Source organism: Hoylesella enoeca JCM 12259, assembly GCF_000613405.1.
In the GTDB taxonomy this organism is placed as follows: domain Bacteria; phylum Bacteroidota; class Bacteroidia; order Bacteroidales; family Bacteroidaceae; genus Prevotella; species Prevotella enoeca.
The window spans coordinates 1-19,433 of record NZ_BAIX01000023.1 but is presented as its reverse complement, the minus strand read 5'-3'; the positions used below and the strand labels follow the sequence as shown (position 1 = coordinate 19,433).

At 47.2% G+C, this 19,433-nt stretch carries 17 protein-coding genes and 1 pseudogene; 10 read left to right on the top strand and 8 right to left on the bottom strand.

What is annotated here, in order from left to right; translation table 11 throughout:
- Positions 1-11 precede the first annotated feature (11 nt).
- Genes JCM12259_RS07975 through JCM12259_RS07955 form a run of 5 tightly spaced genes read left to right on the top strand, consistent with a single transcriptional unit; the run spans position 12 to position 7,703 of the window.
- Complete coding sequence (locus JCM12259_RS07975) at positions 12-2,588, top strand: BatD family protein (protein ID WP_025066066.1); 2,577 nt, start codon at positions 12-14, stop codon at positions 2,586-2,588.
- Between the two features lie 3 nt (positions 2,589-2,591).
- On the top strand, positions 2,592-3,284 hold the full coding sequence (locus tag JCM12259_RS07970; protein WP_025066065.1) for a phosphatase PAP2 family protein: 693 nt from the start codon (positions 2,592-2,594) through the stop codon (positions 3,282-3,284).
- A complete protein-coding gene (locus JCM12259_RS07965; protein ID WP_025066064.1) occupies positions 3,281-4,531 on the top strand; it encodes an S-adenosylmethionine:tRNA ribosyltransferase-isomerase in 1,251 nt (416 codons plus the stop codon). Before JCM12259_RS07970 ends, JCM12259_RS07965 begins: the two co-directional genes overlap by 4 nt.
- Before the next feature lie 18 nt (positions 4,532-4,549).
- A complete protein-coding gene (locus tag JCM12259_RS07960; protein WP_025066063.1) occupies positions 4,550-5,728 on the top strand; it encodes a DUF2027 domain-containing protein in 1,179 nt (392 codons plus the stop codon).
- Positions 5,729-5,735: 7 nt separating this feature from the next.
- Positions 5,736-7,703, top strand: coding sequence for an NAD(+) synthase (locus tag JCM12259_RS07955; RefSeq protein ID WP_025066062.1), 1,968 nt, complete (start codon positions 5,736-5,738; stop codon positions 7,701-7,703).
- 178 nt (positions 7,704-7,881) lie between these two features.
- On the opposite strand, the gene JCM12259_RS14515 is transcribed toward JCM12259_RS07955, so the two are convergent.
- The 8 genes from JCM12259_RS14515 to JCM12259_RS07910 all read right to left on the bottom strand — a co-directional run bounded on the left by JCM12259_RS14515 (position 7,882) and on the right by JCM12259_RS07910 (position 15,184).
- Complete coding sequence (locus JCM12259_RS14515) at positions 7,882-8,907, bottom strand: DUF5687 family protein (protein ID WP_262499178.1); 1,026 nt, start codon at positions 8,905-8,907, stop codon at positions 7,882-7,884.
- Positions 8,829-9,389, bottom strand: a complete 561-nt coding sequence (locus JCM12259_RS17535) for a DUF5687 family protein (protein ID WP_262499177.1) — start codon at positions 9,387-9,389, stop codon at positions 8,829-8,831. Before JCM12259_RS17535 ends, JCM12259_RS14515 begins: the two co-directional genes overlap by 79 nt.
- A 3-nt stretch (positions 9,390-9,392) precedes the next feature.
- On the bottom strand, positions 9,393-10,007 hold the full coding sequence (gene lolA1, locus JCM12259_RS07945; RefSeq protein ID WP_025066061.1) for an outer membrane lipoprotein periplasmic chaperone LolA1: 615 nt from the start codon (positions 10,005-10,007) through the stop codon (positions 9,393-9,395).
- A 34-nt stretch (positions 10,008-10,041) separates the two neighbouring features.
- Positions 10,042-12,483: an FtsK/SpoIIIE family DNA translocase gene (locus tag JCM12259_RS07940; RefSeq protein ID WP_025066060.1), complete on the bottom strand. Its 2,442-nt coding sequence runs from the start codon at positions 12,481-12,483 to the stop codon at positions 10,042-10,044.
- Between the two features lie 577 nt (positions 12,484-13,060).
- A complete protein-coding gene (locus tag JCM12259_RS07925; RefSeq protein WP_025066058.1) occupies positions 13,061-13,444 on the bottom strand; it encodes a hypothetical protein in 384 nt (127 codons plus the stop codon).
- Between the two features lie 68 nt (positions 13,445-13,512).
- Positions 13,513-14,010, bottom strand: coding sequence for a 3'-5' exonuclease (locus JCM12259_RS07920; RefSeq protein ID WP_025066057.1), 498 nt, complete (start codon positions 14,008-14,010; stop codon positions 13,513-13,515).
- The gene (ribH, locus tag JCM12259_RS07915; RefSeq protein ID WP_025066056.1) at positions 14,010-14,486 is read right to left on the bottom strand and encodes a 6,7-dimethyl-8-ribityllumazine synthase; all 477 of its coding nucleotides are present in this window, start codon (positions 14,484-14,486) and stop codon (positions 14,010-14,012) included. The genes JCM12259_RS07920 and ribH overlap by 1 nt, the downstream gene beginning before the upstream one ends.
- Positions 14,486-15,184 carry a tetratricopeptide repeat protein gene (locus JCM12259_RS07910; RefSeq protein WP_025066055.1) on the bottom strand — a complete coding sequence of 233 codons (699 nt, stop codon included), beginning with the start codon at positions 15,182-15,184 and terminating at the stop codon, positions 14,486-14,488. Before JCM12259_RS07910 ends, ribH begins: the two co-directional genes overlap by 1 nt.
- Before the next feature lie 148 nt (positions 15,185-15,332).
- Between JCM12259_RS07910 and recF the strand changes: the two genes are divergently transcribed.
- From recF to JCM12259_RS14510, 5 genes and pseudogenes are all read left to right on the top strand, one after another.
- Positions 15,333-16,451, top strand: a complete 1,119-nt coding sequence (gene recF, locus JCM12259_RS07905; protein ID WP_025066054.1) for a DNA replication/repair protein RecF — start codon at positions 15,333-15,335, stop codon at positions 16,449-16,451.
- Complete coding sequence (locus tag JCM12259_RS07900; RefSeq protein ID WP_025066053.1) at positions 16,444-16,734, top strand: DciA family protein; 291 nt, start codon at positions 16,444-16,446, stop codon at positions 16,732-16,734. Before recF ends, JCM12259_RS07900 begins: the two co-directional genes overlap by 8 nt.
- 368 nt (positions 16,735-17,102) lie before the next feature.
- A complete protein-coding gene (locus tag JCM12259_RS07895) occupies positions 17,103-17,321 on the top strand; it encodes a hypothetical protein (protein WP_025066052.1) in 219 nt (72 codons plus the stop codon).
- 49 nt (positions 17,322-17,370) lie between these two features.
- Positions 17,371-18,975: a hypothetical protein gene (locus JCM12259_RS07890; RefSeq protein ID WP_060544359.1), complete on the top strand. Its 1,605-nt coding sequence runs from the start codon at positions 17,371-17,373 to the stop codon at positions 18,973-18,975.
- A 133-nt stretch (positions 18,976-19,108) separates the two neighbouring features.
- Positions 19,109-19,433 (top strand): annotated as a pseudogene (locus JCM12259_RS14510) (hypothetical protein); the annotation flags it as partial.

Below are 19,433 nucleotides of genomic sequence, written 5' to 3'. Positions count from 1 at the left end.
AGAGAGTGAAAATGAGAAAATTGAGTCTGTTATATATAGTGGTGTTCATAGCAACCGTGGTGCGGGCGCAGAGCATTTCAGTATCGGCTCCGTCGCGCGTGGCGTTGGGCGAGAACTTCCGAATTGCTTATACGGTGAGCACCCAGAGTGTAGAAAATTTCCGGGCAGGTAATATTCCTTCTGCACTTGAAGTTATTGCGGGACCTTATACATCCTCGCAATCAAGTTTCCAAATGGTGAATGGGCACACGAGTTCATCATCTTCAATTACTTATACCTATACACTTTATGCCGGAAAAAACGGCACTTACACGATTCCTGCGGCTCATGCAACAGTTAATGGACGCACAATCGCCTCACGGTCAGTGACAATTACAGTGTCGGGAACGACTCGTGCAAGTGCTAACAGTGCTCCGAAAATGCACGATGATTATGAAGACGAACCGCATCCGAGAGCTGCCGGTTCGGCTATTAGTGGTAGCGACTTGTTTATTAAAGTGAGTGCCAACAAGCGAAGAGTGCACGAACAAGAGCCGATATTGCTTACTTATAAGGTATATACGACTGTTGATCTCACTCAATTACAAGGAGATATGCCCGATTTGACAGGCTTTCACACACAGGAAATACCTTTACCGCAACAGAAAAGCTTTCATATAGAGCGCGTAAATGGTCGAACTTATCGCTGTGTGACATGGAGTCAATATGTGATGTATCCGCAAATGACCGGCAAATTGACTATTCCGAGCATTACTTTTAAAGGAATTATCGTCCAGCAAAACCGTTCCGTGGATCCGTTTGAGGCTTTTTTCAATGGCGGTTCAGGTTATACGGAAGTCAAAAGAAATATAGTTGCACCGGGATTAACCATTCAAGTAGATCCGTTACCACATCGCCCAGCCAACTTTTCAGGTGGTGTCGGGCAGTTTAATATCTCTGCTCAGCTTAATAAAAATGAAGTCCGAGCCGGTAATCCTGTCTCTTTGCAAGTCGTTATAGGTGGTGTTGGCAACTTGAAACTCATCAAACAGCCAGTTGTTAACTTTCCAAAAGACTTTGATCAATATGATGCGAAAGTTACGGATAAGACCAAACTCACAACCAATGGTGTGGAAGGAAATATGATTTATGACTTCCTGGCCGTACCGAGAAATCAAGGTCAATATACGATTCCAAGTATTGAGCTTACTTATTATGACACGAGCACCAATCAATATAAGACCATCAAAACTCGCTCTTTCAATATTTCTGTGGCCAAAGGTGATGGAAAGACAGGCGATGTTGTCGATTATAGCGAAGAGAAAGACCGTGATATACGTCCGCTGAAACTTGGAAATACAAGTCAACACGCTATTGATGACTTCTTTTTCGACTCCACTTCTTATTGGATTAGTCTGCTGTTACCTTTATGCGCATTCGTTGTTCTCTTGATTGTCTTCCGTAGGCGAGCCATCGAAAATGCTGATATTGTCAAGGTGAAAGGCCGCAAAGCCAATAAGGTTGCAACCAAACGGTTACGCAAAGCCAATCAATTGATGTTGCAAGGAAAGCAAAGCGAGTTTTACGATGAGGTGCTTCGCGCTCTTTGGGGATATGTAGGTGACAAACTAAATATGCCTATTGAACAGTTATCTCGTGAAAACATAGCCGACAAATTACAGCAGAACACTGTTGATTCGGCGACGATTAAGAAATTTACGAGTGCTCTCGATGAGTGTGAAATGGAGCATTACGCTCCCGGAGATATTGCCGGAAATATGGCGAAAACATTCGAGTCGGCTATGACTGCAATCATGGAGATCGAAGATGTGATGAAAAAGAAAACGAAAAAGACAGTAAACACAAGTGCGAAAGCATTGTTTTTGTTGTCTATGTTGACATTATCTTTATCGGTTTCAGCCGTGACTAAACAAGAGGCTGATGCCGAATATCAGAAGGGCAATTATCAACAAGCCATCAAAGATTATGAAGATCTGTTGAAGAAAGGTGTCAGTGCAGACTTGTATTACAATCTCGGCAATGCCTATTTCAGATCTGATCAGATCACGAAAGCCATCTTGTCATATGAGCGTGCACATCTGTTGGCACCCGGAGATAAGGCTATCAACTTCAATCTTCAATTCTCTCGGAGCAAGACTATTGATAAGATTGCACCGCCAAGCGAGATGTTTTTCATCACGTGGTACTATGCTTTGGTTAACTTCACAGATGTAGACACATGGGCTTTCACGGCTATCGTGTCTATTGTTGCAGCTCTTTTACTCATATTGTTGTATCTGTTCGGCCCCTCGATTGTAGTGCGTAAAATTGGATTTTTCGGTGCATCGGGTTTCTTTGTACTGTTTTTGTGCAGCAATCTTTTCGCTTTTCAGCAAAAAGATAAGTTGATTAACCGCACCGGAGCAATTGTCGTTGCACCCTCGGTGAGCGTCAAAACCACACCAGTTAAAAGTGGAACAGACTTATTTATTGTTCACGAAGGCACGCGAGTGGATGTTGTTGACAGAACATTGCATGATTGGGTAGCCATCAGATTGGATGATGGAAGGGAAGGATGGATACTTTCTAAGGCGATTGAAACAATATAAAGGATGGATATTCACACGCTTCTCGACTTAGACAGAGAACTGTTTTTTTGGCTCAATGGCAGCAACTCGCTCTTTCTTGATGGCTTGATCACCATCCTGACATCAGGTTTTACGTGGATTCCATTGTATATTTCGCTGCTTTATTTGGTCATTAAGAACAACGAAACGATGACACAGATCATGCTGATTGTCGGCTGTTGTCTTTTCGCACTCCTCTTATCCGACAGTATGACCGACTTTATAATGAAGCCGTTGGTGGCTCGGTGGAGACCAAGCAACGATCCATCGATCAAATATATGGTTGATATTGTCGGCAATCTACGCGATACTCCGTATGGATTTTTCTCTGCCCACGCTTCCAATACATTCTCTTTGGCCCTTTTCTTTTCTCTTTTGGTGCGTAACAAAGCATTGAGTATAGCGCTTGTTTTGTGGTCGCTTGTCAATTGCTACACCCGCATTTATTTAGGGCTTCACTATCCGGGTGACATTATTTGTGGTCTTTTGTGGGGCTCATTTGCAGGTGGTGTTGCTTATCTTTTGTATCATCGAGTCTACGAAAAGATCAGTCCGAAACAGAATTACATATCTACGCAATATACGAATACAGGCTACAGCCTATCTGATATTGACATCGTGATAAACGTATTGATATTTACGTTCTGCGCCGTCATGATTTATAGTCTGATCAAATGACAGAAACCAAGCATATCAAAATCAGTGATTATAGCTATCCTTTACCTGAAAACAGGATAGCCAAGTTCCCCATTCCTCAACGCGATCACAGCAAATTGCTGATCTATCAACACGGAAACGTGAGCGAGGATGTGTTTTATCATCTTCCTGAATACCTCCCGCAAGGGGCGTTGATGGTGTTCAACAACACCAAAGTGATTCAAGCGCGACTGCATTTCCGCAAAGAAACGGGTGCGCTTATCGAAGTATTCCTACTCGAACCGGCCCAACCTACCGATTATGAATTGATGTTTCAAACCACAAGTCACTGTGCATGGTTGTGCATGATAGGCAATTTGAAGAAATGGAAAAACGGTGTGCTGAAACGCGATTTTGAAATAAACGGACATCGATTGACATTGACGGCAACGCGACAATCACCTGAAATGTTATCCATAACGGGGCAAACGTCTGGCGAGACATATCATTGGGTAGACTTCCAGTGGGATAACGACAACGTGTCTTTTGCCGAAATACTTGAAGAAGTGGGTGAATTGCCCATTCCACCGTATCTCAATCGCGAGACGCAAGAGCGTGATAAGACCACTTATCAGACCGTTTATTCGAAGATCAAGGGCAGCGTTGCAGCACCGACAGCCGGTCTTCATTTCACGGATGCAGTACTCGCAGCGCTTGACAAACGAGGAATCGATCGCGAAGAACTCACGTTGCACGTCGGTGCAGGCACGTTTAAGCCAGTGAAAAGCGAGGAAATCGAGGGACATCGAATGCATACCGAGTATATTTGCGTGCATCGACAAACTTTGGAAAAACTATTGCGCCACAGTGGAGAGGCCATTGCTGTGGGAACGACCAGCGTTCGGACTTTGGAAAGTTTGTATTACATCGGCCTGAAACTGATGCGTCATCCCGATGCGAGCGAGGCAGAATTGCATGTCAATCAATGGGAACCGTATGAGCAACCAGCACAGCAGGTGACGCCGACAGATGCCATCCGTGCCGTACTCGACTATTTGGATCGCAACCATCTGCCTGCACTTCACACCAGCACGCAGATTATCATTGCACCGGGATATGATTACAAGATCGTCAAGATGCTCGTCACCAACTTCCATCAGCCACAAAGCACATTGCTGTTGCTGGTGAGTGCCTTTGTCAAAGGTGATTGGCGCAAGATCTATGATTATGCACTCGGCCATGATTTCAGATTTTTAAGTTACGGAGACAGCAGTCTCTTGATTCCATAAATGATAGGAGACAACAGCATGAAGATAGGTGATCAAGTGAGATTTCTCAGTGAAACGGGTGGCGGAAAGGTGGCCGGTTTTCAAGGGAAAAACATCGTTTTGGTTGAAGATGAGGACGGATTTCAGATCCCCACGGCAATAAGCGATGTTGTGGTAGTGGAAAATGATGATTACAGTACGACTCGGATTGTCGGCGATAAAATGAAACAGCCCACGCCGGAGCAAACAGATGGTCGGTCGATCAAGGCAAAACTGAAATCGGGAATGGATGAAGATATATCCGAGGAAGAACCCGACGATGATCCGGCCGACAAGGAAATTGCTTTCCGAAAGCCTGTGGAGGAGCGCAAAGGAGGTAACCAACTCTCGGTTTATTTGGCTTTTGTACCCGTCGATATAAAAGAAATAAGCAACACGGAATTTGACACTTACATTGTCAACGATAGCAATTATCATCTCCATTTTGCATATCTCACAGCCGAGGGTTCAAGTTGGACGTTACGCGCAGCTAATGAACTGGAACCCAATACGAAACTCTATCTCGAAACGTTTAACCGTCAATCACTCGACGAAAGACGGCATATCGCCGTGCAACTAACGGCTTTTAAGCGTGCAAAAGCATTCCTTTTGAAACCTACGATAGATGTGCAGCTCAGATTGGATCCCGTGAAGTTCTATAAACTTCACACTTTCCAGTCGAACGATTTCTTTGAAACGCCTGCGCTTCTCTATACGATTGTGGAAAACGACAAGCCTTCGCGGTCGTTGGTGATTGATACAAAGAAACTGAAAGCAGAGATGTATCAGTCGGCTGCTCCTGCCGAATCGTCTCGCAAACAAGATGCTTATCAACCTCGATATGCCGATCGCAAACATCGCGGGAATCCGTTGATCACGAAGCGAAAAGGCGATGAAGACATCATCGTTGTGGATCTCCACGCCGGCGAAATCTTAGAAACTACTGCCGGAATGACAGCAGGAGATATTCTCAATTATCAATTGCAGGTGTTCCGTGACACGTTGGCCGCCCATGCGAAGCATAAAGGTCAGCGCATTGTGTTCATCCATGGCAAAGGCGAAGGCGTGCTCCGGCGGGCCATAGTCAATGATTTGAGCTATCGGTATAAGAACTATTCGTATCAGGATGCCAGCTTTCAAGAGTATGGTTATGGTGCAACACAGGTGACAATTAAATGAAAACACGATGAAACATGGATTTATAAAAGTGGCCTCGGCAGTGCCTTTGGTTAAGGTAGGAGACTGCACATACAATGTCGAGCAGATCATCTCGCTGGTTGAGAGAGCCGAAGAGCAGAATGTGGAAGTTGTTGTTTTTCCCGAACTCTGCATCACCGGATATTCCTGTCAGGATCTATTCCACCAAAACATATTGCTCGATTCGGCAGAGAATGCACTGATGATGCTTCTCGATTTCACACGTAAACGGGATGTGATAGTCATTGTTGGTCTGCCGATTGCAGTGGGTGATCTGCTACTCAACTGTGCTGCGGTGGTTCAGCAAGGGCAACTTCTGGGCTTGGTACCTAAGACTTATTTGCCGAATTACAATGAATTTTACGAAAAACGATGGTTTGCTTCATCGCAGGATTTACGCACGTCAAACATTCGTTATGCCGGTTCGCAGATCACAATCACGTCTGATCCACAACTGTTTTACACATGCGACGGTGCGATTTTCGGTATAGAAATCTGCGAAGATGTGTGGGCGCCTACGCCGCCGAGCAATCAACTCGTGCTCGCTGGTGCCGACTTGATTTTTAATTTGTCGGCAAGCGACGAACTGACAGGCAAACATCAGTATTTGAAAAATCTCTTGGCACAGCAGAGTGCACGCACAATGGCAGGCTATGTGTATAGTGGTTGCGGTTGCGGTGAGAGTACACAGGATGTTGTTTACGGTGGAAACGCACTGCTGTATGCAAATGGTCGGATGATCGGCGAAGGCAAACGATTCGCCTTCGAACCGCAATTGTGCACCGGTCAGATAGACATTGAGCGGCTGAAAAGCGAACGCCGCAACAACTCTACATTTGTCAATGCACAACGAAATATTAAAGATTCCATTCAAAACAATCGATTGTCGATTCGTACCATTGCGTGCAAAGCAACGCAGCCGCATGCTTTCGTGCTAGAGCGCAATATTGATCCGTATCCATTCATTCCATCATCGGCAGATATGAAAACGGCTTGTGAAGAGATTTTCAATATCCAAGTGGCGGGTCTCGCCAATCGATTGATGCATACAAACAGCAAAATCGTGATCCTCGGAATTAGTGGCGGACTTGACAGTACGCTCGCTTTGCTGGTCTGCGTGAAGACATTCGATAAGTTGAAAATGGATCGAAAAGGAATCATCGGCGTAACGATGCCAGGTTTCGGAACCACGGATCGCACGCACAGCAATGCCTTGTCGCTGATGGAGAGCTTGAGAGTGAGCATGCGAGAAATCAATATTGCGGCGAGCGTTACTCAACATTTCCAGGACATCGGACATGATGCTGACGTCCACGATGTGACGTATGAGAACTGTCAAGCGCGCGAACGCACACAGATTCTGATGGATTTGAGTAACGAGTTGGGCGGACTCGTCATCGGAACAGGCGATCTTTCCGAGTTGGCTTTGGGTTGGGCCACATATAATGGCGACCATATGAGTATGTATGGTGTCAACAGTGGCGTTCCCAAAACATTGATTCGTTATCTGGTGAAGTTTGTTGCCGAGACAGAAGTCGATGCGCGTTCCCAGGCGACTTTGATGGATATCATCGACACGCCGATCAGTCCGGAGTTGATTCCAGCCGACGAACATGGCGAGATCAGCCAAAAAACCGAAGATCTGGTGGGGCCATACGCGTTGCACGATTTCTTTCTTTATTATTTTCTTCGATTCGGATTCCGGCCTTCCAAACTCTATTTGCTGGCGAAACAAGCTTTCGGCGACGCACATCCTAAGGCCGAAACATATAGCGACGAGGTAATCAAACATTGGCTGAAAACGTTTATCCGCCGATTTTTCAGCCAACAATTCAAGCGTTCTTGTTTGCCCGACGGTCCCAAAGTGGGCAGTGTCAGTTTGAGTCCTCGCGGTGATTGGCGAATGCCTTCGGATGCTTCCGCTTCGATTTGGTTGGCCGAATGCGAAGCGTTATAATATCGATCATTTGGTGAGTTGGCCTACTTTCGGTTGTGAATAGCCGTTAGTTAGAGGCTGAAAAACAGTAAATGGGAACGCCGAAAAGCATCTTTCGGGTTCCCATTTATGCCGAGTTGCATCGGCTTTCAGCGTTGTCTGAATGCCATGAAAAATATAATCGGAGTGAAATTTGTCGTTATCGCGATGCTCGGAAAGAGGCCATGTTGTCGTAACGGCGGGCCATCAAGCGGACATAAATATTGCGAAGCCACAACCGGTGGGTGCAGATGAAGACGATGCCGATAGCAAACATGATGAGATAAGAGGCCATTTCGCTCAGGAAAGTTTGCAGAATCGATACCAAAATCAACGGAAGGGAGAAGGCGACAAGTTGTTCGATGATTTGTATGTAATTGCTTTCGATGCCCGAACGAGAGATAAACTTGGTATTGAGCGGTGTCGTCACCTTATTATATACGGCCAATTGGAACACCAGGAAATACTGGAATCCGGCGGTGAAAATGCCGTAAGAGACAAGCATTAACAATGACCACTTGCCCGAAAAGACCGTGGGGAGCATCAGACAGAACGGCAACAAGAGCATCGCACAGTAAAAGAAGTATTTGGCTTGCAGCAAAGCGAGAATGTTTTCACGTCTTACCATTAGTGCATCGATGTAATTTCCTTCGTTGCACATGATGCGAATGATCATCATCGCAGCGTAAATCAGAAAGTTATAAGTGCACCAAAATGTGCCCATAAACGCTCCATCGTAAACGCTGGTGAATGTTATCAGCATGCTGAAAACCAATACGAAAGCCGTCGCAGAGATAAAACTCTTGCGCGGATTCTTGTTGCGGAGAATGCTTTTGATTTCGAGTTTGAGATATTCTCCTATCGTTCCGTAACGTTCGAGGAATCGAAACTCACTCACACTGTGCAGCTGTGTTTGTTCGGTTCGGGAGAGTTCGCGCCAGATGTGAATGTATTGCAGTCGTCGATTAACGGCAAGCAAGGCTATCAGTAAGAGAATAGCGAAGAGGAAAGGAAGCGGATTGGCATCGTGAATGGCTGTTCCTGCGCCGGCCCAAAACTCGCAAAAGGCTGCTAATCCGCTGTCTGCACCGATGTAAAAGGGTGCACCTATGAGGCGTAAACGCCTATGGGAAGCAGCCACCAGAGCTGTGTGTCGGTGAGAAGAGTTCTCACAATGAGATACCATTGGCTGTTGGCAAGAATCAAAATCCATAAAAGGAAAAGCAAAGCAAGTGTTTGTGTGATGCCGAAACTGAACACAACCGACATCAAGCAATAAGGCAGAAACAGAGCAAACCACGTGAGATTGCCCCATGTGAACAGTGAAGTGGCCAAAAAAGTGTTGATGCACGCATACTTGGGAATCGGCAACAAGACATAGGGTTTGATGATTTGTGCGGGTGTCTGCTGGCTAATGAAACGCATCAGAAAGTCTATCGCCAAAATCAACGGACACACGCCCATCAGCAATTCGATAGAAGTGAAACGGTGACTTTGATTGGCAAGCATAGCCAACATCACTGCGGCACTGATCAAATAAATTAAAACAAAACTCGAGAGAAAGATAAGTGTGAATTTAGCTATCTTGTTTTGGCCGGCCGTGATAGCTCTCCTCTCTGCCCATTGTCGATGTCGACGCAATGTCCTGAAAAGTTCGAAGCGATTCATAAATTATCTGAGATCAACGATTTCGGCTGTTGGAAAATCTTTGGAATTGAATGAAAAGACTTTGTCGTTCAGCTTTCTCGTTCTGAAATTACTGATATTTATGGTGATCCAACCCACTGATTGGCGCATCTTAACTTGGTTAGGAACGTAAGTGTTTTTATCTACCAAGATATAGAGTTCTTGTATACTGCGACTTTTGTTTTGTGCAATGAGATGCACCTGATAGTTATTCCCGATGCTCTTCACCCCCATATCGTAGCCGGTTCGATAAATATTGATGAATGTGTAAGGATTCATCGACATTTGTTTGGCCTCCTTCGGCGTGGAGATATTAACCTCGTTGGTGGCGCGCATGTATGTCCATTGCGTTTTGCCGTCATACCAAACAATGGCTTTCGGCGTATTGGCGTAAAACTTATTACCTTTAATGGCAATATTGCCGGAAGTGTTTCCGAGTTTCGATCCGATTATTTTAAAGTTTGCACTGGCACCTCCTGAGTGTCCGATAACGCTTGCCGCCTTGTCCAGAATTGTACGAGCTTGGTTTGCATTTTGTGCTTTGATCCCCGCAAATGCTATCAGCGAGAGAATTATTGACAATAAAATCGTTCGTTTCATATTGAGTTTTTTAAGTTCATAAGTATTGGGTCATTCATCGATTTAGCTGCGCCAACAGGTTGTTGAGCGAATTTTCATCGGTAATGAGTACGTCGCGCGGTTTGGCTCCCTGGGCTTGTCCAACGATACCGGCAGCTTCGAGCTGGTCCATCAATCGGCCAGCCCGGTTGTAACCGATGGAGAATCGACGTTGAATCATGCTCGTGGAACCTGACTGCGAGAGCACAATGGCATGGGCAGCCTCCTCAAAATAAGGATCGAGACTGTGCAGATCAGCTCCTCCATTACCTATCCCGCCTTCGCCCTCATCGGCTGCCGGCTCGGGAAGTTCTAACGGTTCGACGGGTCCCGGCTGTGAAACAATATAGTCATTGATACGTTCCACTTCTGGAGTATCCACAAAGGCACATTGCACACGCACCGGTTCGTTGCCGACAAGGATCAACATATCGCCGCGACCAATCAACTGGTTGGCACCCGATCGATCAAGAATGGTGCGTGAATCGATTTGTGCACTCACTTTGAAAGCCATTCGACCGGGGAAGTTTGCTTTGATATTGCCTGTGATAATGGTTGTGGTGGGGCGCTGGGTGGCAATCACCATGTGGATGCCCACAGCCCGGGCAAGCTGGGCAATACGTGCAATCGGCATCTCGATTTCTTTTCCGGCCGTCATAATCAGATCGCCAAACTCATCAATTACGACCACAATATAAGGCATATAATCATGGCCTCGGGTCAGATCAAGTTTGTGATTGACAAACTTCTCGTTGTATTCTTTGATGTTACGGGCACCTGCCAATTTCAACAAATCATAGCGTGTGTCCATCAGTTTGCATAGCGAGTTGAGCGTGCGCACCACTTTTGTAACATCGGTAATGATCGGTTCGTCTTCATTCTCAGGCAAAGTTGCCATGAAATGACTAGCAATCGGCGAATAAATACTGAACTCCACTTTCTTCGGATCGATCAAAACAAGTTTCATCTCATTGGGATGCTTCTTGTAAAGCAGTGATGTGATAATGGCGTTAAGCCCCACTGATTTACCTTGTCCGGTGGCTCCGGCCACCAAAAGATGTGGAATTTTGGTCAAGTCGGCCATATAAACCTCATTGGTGATGGTCTTTCCGATAGCGATAGGCAAGTCCATCTTGGTCTCTTTGAACTTCTTCGAATTGAGGATACTCTCCATTGAGACAATGTTAGGCTTTTTGTTTGGCACTTCAATACCGATTGTTCCTTTGCCGGGAATCGGTGCAATGATACGGATTCCGAGTGCGGCAAGACTCAGAGCGATGTCATCTTCAAGATTACGAATCTTGTTAATGCGCACGCCTTCGGCCGGAGTAATCTCATAGAGCGTAATCGTGGGACCGACAGTGGCTTTGATTTCACGAATCTGCACACCGAAACTGTTGAGCACTTCGACAATACGCTGGTTGTTGCTACGAATCTCTTCCATGTCCACTTCGGGTTTCCCGTCGTTGTCATACTTTTTAAGAAGGTCGAGTGTTGGAAACTTATAATTAAGAAAAGGCTCGCGCGGATTGATCGGTGTACTCAAGATCTCTTCGGCCGTGAGCGTATTGCTGCCGGCAACCGCTTCTCCTTTGGGCACTTCCACAGTGAAATGTCCGCCCTCATCGTTGCCCGCAGGCAGAGGATGTGACACTTGCACGGCGATGGGTTGCCCAAGAATCGTTTCTGTGTCATTGACAGATGTCGGTTGATCCACCACAGGTTGCGGTGCGACCGGAATCTCCTCGATAGTGGGTTGCATAGCGATTTCTTCTTCGCCCGATTCGTTTTTAGTGAGATTATTGGTGACGGTCATCTTGATTTTCGACGTCATATATTTCACCGGATTGAGTGCCTTGCGAATCACAGTGATTGTTTCGGCACTAAGGAATGTGAGGAAAGCCAATGCCACAAAGAGAAGCAGAGCTGTCAATCCGGGCGGACCGATGATATTTTCTAATTGTTGCACACAGAAAAGTCCATGATTCCCGCCGGGATTAAACACTTGGTCGCCCATCAAAGGAGTCAGAAACTTAGCCAAAGTGACAGAGCTCCAAATCATCACGAGCGCCATTCCGAAAAACCATTTCCACAGATTAACCCTGTAAGCATTCATCATTCGGAGACTCACCAAGATGATAAAAGCCGGAATCAGAAACGAAGGCAGTCCGAAATTAACCGTAATCAAATAATAAGCAAGCATGGCGCCCACCGACCCGCAATAATTCGTGAACTGACGATCTTTATTGAGCCACTCGCCCGGGCGCATACTCTCCAATAGGCTTTGATCTGCTTGTCCCGTTTTGAAAAACGAGATCATGGCAATGATCAGATAAACTGCGATGAATAAAAGAATGATTCCCAATAGGAAATTCGACTTCTCATTGTTGAAAATATATTTGAGTCCGACCGCTTCGCCGAGGCTTTTCGGTTTGCGTTCAGCTTTTTTTCTTGCCATGGCTCTTTACTTAATGATGAAAATTCAAGTGCAAAAGTACTGCAAATCACGCTTAACACAAAATAAACTCATCATTTTTAATGCTTTTCCGCAGTAAGCATTTCGAGAAACAAACTTCATATTTCTTTTCACGATATTTGGCCATTCCAAAAGACAATTATACCCCTGACTCCTTCGCCCCCTAAGTTAGGGGGTTGGGGTCTGAACAAAAGAGCCATGCTCCCTAAATCGCACTACGTTTTTGATCGAAAATAAATCTGGGAGGCAAAACCGTACCCAAGTTTTGATCAAAAATGAGTCTGGGAGGCAAAACCGTACCCAAGTTTTGATCAAAAATGAGTCTGGGAAGCAAAAATGCACTACGTTTTCGATCAAAAATGAGTCTGGGAGGCAAAACCGTACCCAAGTTTTGATCAAAAATGAGTCTGGGAAGCAAAAACGCACTACGTTTTCGATCAAAAATAAATCTGGGAAGCAAAACCGTACCCAAGTTTTGATAAAAAATTGGATTTTCGACCAAAAACGCACACCGGTAAAACGCAAGGTTCGGCCGATTTATTAAGCGTGATCGCACTTGTTATGATTTGATCAGCAGGGCATGGGCCTCTTCAAAGGCTTGGGGGTATTGACTGATCAAGCAGAGATTGACCAAACAATTGGCGGCTAATTCTATATCCGACAGGTCGACTCCAGACTCTCTGACAACATCTTTGCCGAGACAAAGCGACCAGGTGCCTTCAAAATCGCGGTCTTCAGCCCCTACTGTGGAATAAGAAGATTTGTCATGGTGGATCATCCGATAGCGTATCTTTTTCTTAGACGGCGCCACAGACGTGTCCATCAGCAGATTGTAAGCCACTTTGAGCGGATGACGGTATTTGCCCGTTCCCGGAAACATATCGGCAATGACTGGCATCAGTTCGTCGAAATCATAAGCCTGTAATAATTCTTTCAGTTTCATTATCTGTGCGTTTATGAGTTTTTCAGTATGGCTCTGCCACAAGAGCTGTGCAAATTAGCGATTAGTTTTCATAAGATGCGAAGCGCAATATGAGCACAGGCCTCGGCGTCGGCCAGTGCGTGGTGATGAGCTTTTAAATCGAAGCCGCATCGCAGGGCAACGGTCTGCAACTGATAATTGGGCAATTCGCCTCGACGGAATCTTCGGCGTGCACCCATCAGCGTGCACAAGAAGGGATAATCGGAATAGGTCATTTCATAAGCCTGAAACACGGCTTTGAGACAATTCTCATCAAAAGCTTTGTTGTGTGCGACCAAGGGGAGATATTTGATTCGCGGGGCAATCTCTGCCCATACTTCGGGAAAGAGCGGCTGCCGGTCGGTATCCTGCCGGGTGAGTCCATGAATCTGGGTGGTCCATTGGGTGTAGAAATTCGGTATGGGCCGGATCAAGTGGTAATAGGTATCGACAATCTTGCCATCTTCCACAATCACCACGCCCACGCTACATACACTGGTACGATAACCGTTGGCCGTTTCAAAATCGATAGCCGCAAAGTCTTTCATCAAAACTTAGCCATCTTGATGGCATCAATGGCGCACTCGTCGCCTTTGTTTCCGAGTCGACCGCCACATCTGTCTTTGGCTTGCTGCAAATCATTCGTGGTGAGAAGCCCATAGATAACGGGTATTTCGCCAGTGGAGTTGAGTCGGGCAATGCCATAGGTCACACCCTGACAGATGTAATCGAAGTGCGGTGTTTCGCCTCGGATGACACAGCCCAAGATGATCACGGCATCGTAACCGCCGTTGAGACACATCTGATGGGCACCGTAAATGAGTTCGAAACTTCCGGGAACTCGCTTCACATGGATGTTCTCGGATAAAGCGCCATGCCTCTCTAACGTGCTGACAGCGCCTGAAAGCAAGGCTCCGGTGATTTCCGGGTTCCACTCGGAAACCACGATCCCGATGCACATATTACTGGCATCGGGAACTTGATTGGTGTCGTAATCCGACAAATTGTGTAGTGACGTGGCCATTATTTAACTGAGGCGCGTTCGATGTATTTGTCTATTTCCTGATTCTGAACGAGGGGAGAATTGACATATTTCTTCTTGATATCCTGATAGACAGACAATGCTTCGTCTTTCTTGTTCTGGCTTTCCAAGATTTCACCGGCCTGCAACAGGAAGATGGGAGACAGGCTGTAATTAGCACCGTCGAGTGCTTTTGAGTCGGCCATATCGGCTGCTTTCTTCAAACTGCTCACCGCTTTGTCTAATTGGTTAAGATGCGCATACGCATTACCGAGTGCTGCCATGGCTGCCGGACTCACCATTGCGTCGCTCGAAGGAGAATAAGCATCCAGTGACTGCTGTGCCTCGGCCCATTTGCCAAGATTCGCATAACTGAGACCGGCATACAGGCGAGCCAAATTGGCAGCATCCGTGCCACCGTAATCAGAAATAATTGCATTGAAGCCGGCATAACCTTGTCCGTCGCCATTGAGCGCTTTGTCGAACTTTTCGTTATTGAAATACTCCTGCCCTTTCGCCAATGCTGTGCTTGCCTTTTCTTCGCGTGGTCCGGCGAATAGTGACTTATAAGCGAAGAAACCCGCAATCACAATAATGATTGCGGCTGCCGTGATGAAAATCGGTTTTCTGTATTGGGTCAGAAAAGCCTCTGATTTCGGTAGAGCCTCGTTAGCAGCTCCTTGAACGTGTTTGTTTGCCATTATCTTACTTGGTTTTTATTTATCCTTATTTTAGAAGCGTGGCAAAATTACTGATTTTCTCTCATATTCTGAAATATATTCTTTACTTTTTTCGTTTTTCACTCCTGAAACACATAACTTTGCAACTTCGAAGACCGATACGCAGCAAATGATTTTACAGAACATCTCCATTCTAAATTATAAGAATATACGAGCGGCAAACTTGGAGTTGTCGCCGAAGATGAATTGCCTGATTGGCCATAACGGCGAAGGCAAGACTAATTTCCTCGATGCCGTGTATTACCTTTCGTTCTGTCGTAGTGCTTCTAATCCCATCGATTCGCAACTGATTACCCATGAGGCCGACTTCTTCGTGCTCGAAGGCCACTATCAGACCGAAGACGGAGACGAAGAGAATATCTATTGCGGCATGAAGCGAGGCGTGAAGAAGCATTTCAAGCGTAATAAGAAAGAATATAAACGACTGTCTCAGCACATCGGTTTGATCCCCCTAATCCTTGTTTCGCCGGCCGACTCGACATTGATCGAAGGCGGAAGCGAAGAGCGCAGGCATCTGATGGATATTGTCATTGCGCAGTACGATCACACGTATATTGAGGCGCTGATGCTCTATAACAAAGCATTGCAACAGCGCAATGCCTTGTTAAAGACAGAACAAGAGTCCGATCCTGCGTTAATGGAGATTTGGGAACAGCAAATGGCACAACAAGGCGAAATCGTGTTTGAGAAGCGTGCTGCCTTTGTGGAGCAACTGATTCCCGTCTTCCAGGATATTCACAACCGACTCTCGGGCGGGAAAGAAACCGTCACCCTCCGTTATATATCGCACTGCCAACGCGGTCCGTTGTTGGAAGTCATTCAACGCGATCGACCCAAAGACCGCGCCGTGGGTTATTCCCTGCACGGCATTCATCGGGATGATTTGGAGATGCTGCTCGACGATTATCAGATGAAACGCGAGGGAAGCCAAGGACAGAATAAGACTTATGTGCTGGCCTTGAAACTTGCACAATTCGACTTTCTGCGGCGCACGGCTTCCCAAACCACTCCCCTACTACTTTTGGACGACATCTTCGACAAACTCGATGCACACCGTGTGGAGCAAATCGTGCGTTTGGTCGCGGGCGAAGACTTCGGACAAATCTTCATCACTGACACCAACCGCGATCATCTCGACCGCATTCTTCGCAACAGCGCATTCGATTACAAGCTCTTTCATGTGGTCAACGGCGAAATCACCGAGAAGAAAGGAGACACAGATGTTTAAGCGAGACGTGCTGCCGCTAAGCCAAATCCTGCAACGGCTGTTACGAGAAGGAGGATTCGAAACGCCCCTCAACCAAAAGCGCTTGGTGGAATCATGGAGCAAGGTGGTGGGCCCAACCGTGGCACTCTACACCTCCGAGACATTCATCAAAAACCAAACACTCTTTGTCAAACTCCTCAATCCCGCCCTGCGACAGGATCTCTCAATGATGCGTAGCCAATTGATATGCCGTCTTAATGCCGAAGTAGGGAGCCAAGTCATCACCGACATTCGTTTCTATTAAACATTTTATTGAAAATGCTTGCACGGTTAAAATTATTTATCTACCTTTGCCGCGCAATTGACAATTAGAGATGAACATAAAGGCAAACATAAATAGTAATAAGAGCATGCAAAAGAACTCCGATTCTCTTGCATCTTTTAACGATTTATATTTGGCGGGCTCGAATATTTTGCTAACACACACACACACACACACACACACACACACTAACCGCCAATCGACGTTTCTTCCTACGCGCGCGCGAAACAGCGTGCGACACCCGTAAACAAAGGGCTCACGAGAGTTCCCTCTGCTCTTCTTTTTATGCCCTTTTGCCAACCCTGCAAGGGAGAATTTTTCACGAATTATTCACTCAAAACATAGCGATTATGAAACATAATCAAATAGAGAGATGGGCTTACGCGAAGCCCGCAGTTGAGACGATCCGTTTGGAGCCTCACAGTGAATTAATGGACACTTCGTTCCCCAGCCAGCACCAGCCCGGCCAGCCCGGCACTGGCCCCATGCCCAGCAGTGCCAAGCAGAACTTTTTCGACGACTTCGACGAAGACGAAATAGACGACATACCCCAAAGCCAGCCGCTGTAGGAAGAACAAACAAGAACGAAACGAATGAATGAACAAAATTGACAGATTTATGAAGACAAACATATTTTATACCCTCGCGCTGGGCGCACTGCTGGGCTTGGCCTCGTGCGCCGACAACGACATGGCGCAACACAACCCGGGCGGCAACGCAGACACCAACGACGACGGGCTGACCACTTTTATCGCCGAAAAGCCGACCGACACGCGCACCTCGATGAACTACGCCAACGGCGCCTTCTTCTGGGAGGCAGGCGACTATATCTACGTGCAGGACGACGACGGCACGTGGCAGAAGAGTAGCAATGCCCCGACGGCCAAGACGGCCTCGTTCGAGTTCAAGGTGCCCGGCAAGTTCACAGGCAACACCTACACCGTGTACTACCCCGGCAAGGGAAAAACCAACAATAAAGTGACCATCGCCGCCGCGCAGACGCAAACCGAACCCGACGACACGAAACACTTCGGCACCTCGGGCGACTGCGGCATCGGAACAGCCGTCAAGAGCGGCGTCAATTTCAACTTCACGATCAAACATGAGCCCACCATCCTCGTGTTCAACCTCACCGCCGGCAACGCCGCCTTCAAGAAATGCCATCTCACCCGCATCGAGGTGACCGCCACCGACAACATTACCGGAAAATACACCCTCACCACCGGCGGACTGGCCGAAAGCATCGGCGCCAAGCAAATCATACTCACCACCAAGGGCGCGCCCAGCAGCCCCACCGAAAAAGGGTTCGCGCTGAGTTCCAACAACAGATCCTACATGATCATCCGCCCCGGCATGCACACCCTCAAGGTGCGCTTTTGGCTGAAAGACTATAGCACCGGCATAGAGGGCACCGTCACCAAGAGCTACCCTGCGTTCACCTATGCCCCCAACACATACTACAACATGCCCACAAGCAGCAGCGGTGGCGGCTTCGACTCCCGCTCAGGCGCCTCAGGCAACAACTACTACATGTGGGACGCCAAGGAGAACTACTGGTACGGCTACGAGTGGAACCATCCCAACCACAACAACCAACTCCAACCTACCGACAATGGCGGTTGCCCCAACTATTCCCCCCAACCCGGCGATGCCAACCGCTATGCCAACACCACCAAATTCTTTGCCGGAGTAGGCGAGGGCAGCACCCCGCTCTTCAACCCGGCCTATACCAACCACGTGCCCAACGCCAACGAGATGTCGTGGTATCAGGAAAAGGGCGATCCGCATTGGGACGCCAACGAGCTATGGGCCACAATGGGCAAACTGCACAAGGGCGGCATGTGGTTCAAGAAGAGAACCAACATCCCCGGCTTCAATTCGAATGTCTGTGCCAACAACTCCACCGACATGCGTTCCACATTCAGATCAGTCACCACCCACCCAAGCCACACGCCGCTCACCGTAGCCGAGCAAACCGGCTACTTCTTCCTGCCGCCTACGGGCTACTATAAGGAAGGGTATCTCTCGGTTGGCTTCTCCGATCTCGGCATCACAGGTTTCTACTGGTCGTCGAGTGCCTGCCCGCTCGATCTGGAAGAATCGACCGTTTTGATCTTCTCTTCGACCGAAGTGAAGGTCTACCGCAGCCGCCGGAACTTCGGTTACGTGGCCGCGCCGTTCCGCACGTCATCCTCCACAGGAGAAGGCCCGTTCTTCGAATAAACCGATTGGGGAAAGCGGAAATTGCGAAAAACAGCTCATCCGTCGCGATTTTTTAGCAAAAAACGGCGCAGGGAACTCAAAAATCGCGATTTTTCGGCAAAAAACGGCGCGGGGAACTCAAAAATCGCGATTTTTGGCAGAAAACGGCGCAGGCAACTCAAAAATCGCGATTTTTGGCAAAAAACGGCGCAGGAAGCAAAAAAATCGCGATTTTCGGCAGAAAACGGCGCAGGGAGCAAAAAAATCGCGATTTTTCATCTCAACCTTTCATCGGCAATACAAAAAAATTTATTTTTCGATCCATTCAAAACCAAAACCAAAAACTATGGAAATAAAAACCATCAACAAAGCGCAGCTCCACCACATGGAGCACTTCCAGTTCGCCGGCCATGTGCTGGCGATGTGTAAAACGGCCAACGTTGAGAAGCTCAACCCGTTGCTGGCCCCGCTCGAAGCGG

Bases quoted from the DNA above. Each gene is read 5' to 3' on its own strand.
- JCM12259_RS07975 (WP_025066066.1), top strand. From the start codon at position 12: ATGAGAAAATTGAGTCTGTTATATATAGTGGTGTTCATAGCAACCGTG.
- JCM12259_RS07970 (WP_025066065.1), top strand. From the start codon at position 2,592: ATGGATATTCACACGCTTCTCGACTTAGACAGAGAACTGTTTTTTTGG.
- JCM12259_RS07965 (WP_025066064.1), top strand. From the start codon at position 3,281: ATGACAGAAACCAAGCATATCAAAATCAGTGATTATAGCTATCCTTTA.
- JCM12259_RS07960 (WP_025066063.1), top strand. From the start codon at position 4,550: ATGAAGATAGGTGATCAAGTGAGATTTCTCAGTGAAACGGGTGGCGGA.
- JCM12259_RS07955 (WP_025066062.1), top strand. From the start codon at position 5,736: ATGAAACATGGATTTATAAAAGTGGCCTCGGCAGTGCCTTTGGTTAAG.
- JCM12259_RS14515 (WP_262499178.1), bottom strand. From the start codon at position 8,907: ATGGTATCTCATTGTGAGAACTCTTCTCACCGACACACAGCTCTGGTG.
- JCM12259_RS17535 (WP_262499177.1), bottom strand. From the start codon at position 9,389: ATGAATCGCTTCGAACTTTTCAGGACATTGCGTCGACATCGACAATGG.
- lolA1 (WP_025066061.1), bottom strand. From the start codon at position 10,007: ATGAAACGAACGATTTTATTGTCAATAATTCTCTCGCTGATAGCATTT.
- JCM12259_RS07940 (WP_025066060.1), bottom strand. From the start codon at position 12,483: ATGGCAAGAAAAAAAGCTGAACGCAAACCGAAAAGCCTCGGCGAAGCG.
- JCM12259_RS07925 (WP_025066058.1), bottom strand. From the start codon at position 13,444: ATGAAACTGAAAGAATTATTACAGGCTTATGATTTCGACGAACTGATG.
- JCM12259_RS07920 (WP_025066057.1), bottom strand. From the start codon at position 14,010: ATGAAAGACTTTGCGGCTATCGATTTTGAAACGGCCAACGGTTATCGT.
- ribH (WP_025066056.1), bottom strand. From the start codon at position 14,486: ATGGCCACGTCACTACACAATTTGTCGGATTACGACACCAATCAAGTT.
- JCM12259_RS07910 (WP_025066055.1), bottom strand. From the start codon at position 15,184: ATGGCAAACAAACACGTTCAAGGAGCTGCTAACGAGGCTCTACCGAAA.
- recF (WP_025066054.1), top strand. From the start codon at position 15,333: ATGATTTTACAGAACATCTCCATTCTAAATTATAAGAATATACGAGCG.
- JCM12259_RS07900 (WP_025066053.1), top strand. From the start codon at position 16,444: ATGTTTAAGCGAGACGTGCTGCCGCTAAGCCAAATCCTGCAACGGCTG.
- JCM12259_RS07895 (WP_025066052.1), top strand. From the start codon at position 17,103: ATGAAACATAATCAAATAGAGAGATGGGCTTACGCGAAGCCCGCAGTT.
- JCM12259_RS07890 (WP_060544359.1), top strand. From the start codon at position 17,371: ATGAAGACAAACATATTTTATACCCTCGCGCTGGGCGCACTGCTGGGC.